This is a genomic window from Embleya sp. NPDC025285 (assembly GCF_055558835.1).
The window spans coordinates 1-2,365 of the sequence record NZ_JBVHLU010000262.1 but is presented as its reverse complement, the minus strand read 5'-3'; the positions used below and the strand labels follow the sequence as shown (position 1 = coordinate 2,365).

The following is a 2,365-nucleotide window of genomic DNA, read 5'->3' as shown; positions in this document are numbered from 1 at the left end:
CGGCGGAAGGCGTTGAGCCAGGACGTTGGGTCGGCCGCGCGGCGAGGTGCCCGCTGGGCGGGTCCTTTTCCGCGCGGCCTCCCGCCGAACCGGACGTGACGGTTTCCCTGTCATCCGGCTCTCCAGTGACTACTGCGTGTGTGGTTTGGCAGGCCGTTCTGAGTGGATTCGATCGTGGCAGGTGTCGCAGGCCACGACAGTTTTGCGACGCCGGTGGAGCATGACGCGCGCCCAGTCAGAGGGTTGCCATCCGGCATGTGCGAGGTCGGCAAGGGCACGGACGTGGTGCACTTGCACGTTGCCCTTGTTTCCGCAGATCTCGCAGGTATCCGTCAGGAGTCTCGCGATGAGTTCCTTCTGCGGATAATCCACCCGGACCGGTTCACGGTCGGCGAGTTCCGCCGCCCGTTGCCGTTGGAGGGGAATTCCGCCGAACCGTGCCACCAGTGGTTTCCTGTTCTTCCGTTCGATACGGGCCTCGAAGCAGACTCGGGGACCGTTGGGGGTGTCGATTCTGGTTTTGTGCTTGGCAGCCATTTTCGACACCGATGAACGGTGCTTGGCTGCAAGGGTCTTGAGCATGGACGTCTCCATGACCCATTGCAGGCGGTGCAGCCGGAAGACGTCTCCGGCAAGCAGGTAGTACTGGACAATGCCCCGGTAGACGGTCCCGAACGTCGCGACGATCGCGTGGTCGCTGCTGTTGATCAGGGCCTTTCTCTTTGCGGGTTTTCCGCGGGCGAGATAAGGGGCGGACTTGGCTTTGATCACGTCCCTGGGGACACGCAGTGCGATCTGACCGTTGACCCGTCGGTATCGGCCGGTCTTCTTCGTGTCGTTGTGCTGGGTCGTGACCTCGTAGCCGAGGAACCTTGCTGCCCGGGTGCGGGCATGAGTGATCAGCGTCTTTTCCTGGGACAGTTCCAGCTTGAGTTCGTCACGCAGGAACTGGGTCAGGCGTTGCTTGATCTGCTCGGCCTCGGCTTTCGGTCCGGTGAAACCAAGGAGATGATCGTCCGCATAGCGTATATAGCGCAGCCTGCGATATGCCGGGTCGTTCGGATCCGAGCTCGGCAGACCGACCATCCGCTGACGCAGTGTCCGGGCCTGAACCCGGTCGCCACGGCGGCGGGCTTTCGCCAGCAGATTCTGCAACTCCAGATATGCCGGGTTGCGGGCCCGGCGGCCCCCTCGGGTGTATTCCGGAATCAGAACTGTCTCGACGAACTCGTCCAGCTTGTGCAGGTATATGTTGGACAGGATCGGGGAGGCTACTCCGCCTTGCGGTGCTCCGGAGAGCGTCGCGCCCCATCTCCAGTCCTCCAGGTATCCGGCTGTCAGCATGTTGCGCACCAGCCGCAGAAACCGCTGGTCATGGATCTTCTCGCCGAGGATCGACAGCAGGACCCGGTGGTCCAGGCTGCCGAAACAGTCGGCGATGTCCCCTTCGATGAACCAGGCGGTCCCGGTCCAGGTGTGGTCCACCTCCCGCAATGCGGTGTGGCATCCCCGGCGGGGACGAAATCCATGCGAGCGGTCGGAGAACGTCGGCTCGTAATACGCCTCCAATAACAGACGGACTACTTCGCCGACGAGCTTGTCCGACCAGGTCGGCAGGCCGAGCAGGCGTGTCTTCCCGTTCGGGATGTGGACACGCCGGACCGGATGAAATCGGTAGCGCTCGTGGCGCATCGCCTCAATGACCCGGTCGATCTTCCGCTGGGACATGCCGTCCACGGTTTCCGACGTGACTCCGGGCGTCATCGCGCCATGGTTGGCGTAGATCCGCCCGTAGGCCAGCAGATACAACTGCGGGTTGAACAGTTGCCGATACAGTTCCTCGCACGGCAGACCGCGTCTGCCGCGTTCACGCAGGACACCCAGCACCGTTTCGGCGCTCTGCATTACGCATACCTCCCGAGTCTCGGGTGTCCGAATCACCTGGCCCCCTTCGCCCGATGTGGACGGCTTTCCCGTCCTCCCTGGCCGGTCGTTACTCCGGCGACTACTACGGGGCCTCCGTCGCCATAGGATTCGCATCCCGTAGGCGATCCCACGTTCGTCCCTGCTTGTACGTTCTAGCGCGACACAGGCGTCCCACTCATCTCCTTGAATGTCCTCGTTGGACATCGCTCCGCACTCCGGAAATGCACCGGCCAACCATTCGAGTCCCGTGCAGAGTACGGCGTCGGTTTCAGCTGTCTTTCCGACGGATGGGAACTTGCATCTTCTGGAGATTGGGCTTCAAACAATCCAGTCTTCGCCATATCGCGCGGGCCGCCCAGTACACCGTCCCCAACAGCTGGGCCCGGTCACTGGTTTTCTGACATGCTCTTGTCCCCTTCACCTTTCGGATCCAGGTAAG

1 protein-coding gene is annotated in these 2,365 nt (G+C 62.5%); it reads right to left on the bottom strand.

Going from position 1 to position 2,365, the window contains the following annotated elements; genetic code table 11:
• Positions 1–129 precede the first annotated feature (129 nt).
• On the bottom strand, positions 130–1,905 hold the full coding sequence (locus ACZ4FV_RS52055) for a reverse transcriptase domain-containing protein (protein WP_465328471.1): 1,776 nt from the start codon (positions 1,903–1,905) through the stop codon (positions 130–132).
• Between the last annotated feature and the right edge of the window lie 460 nt (positions 1,906–2,365).

Coding starts and splice junctions, on each gene's coding strand:
- ACZ4FV_RS52055 (WP_465328471.1), bottom strand. CDS start 1,905: ATGCAGAGCGCCGAAACGGTGCTGGGTGTCCTGCGTGAACGCGGCAGA.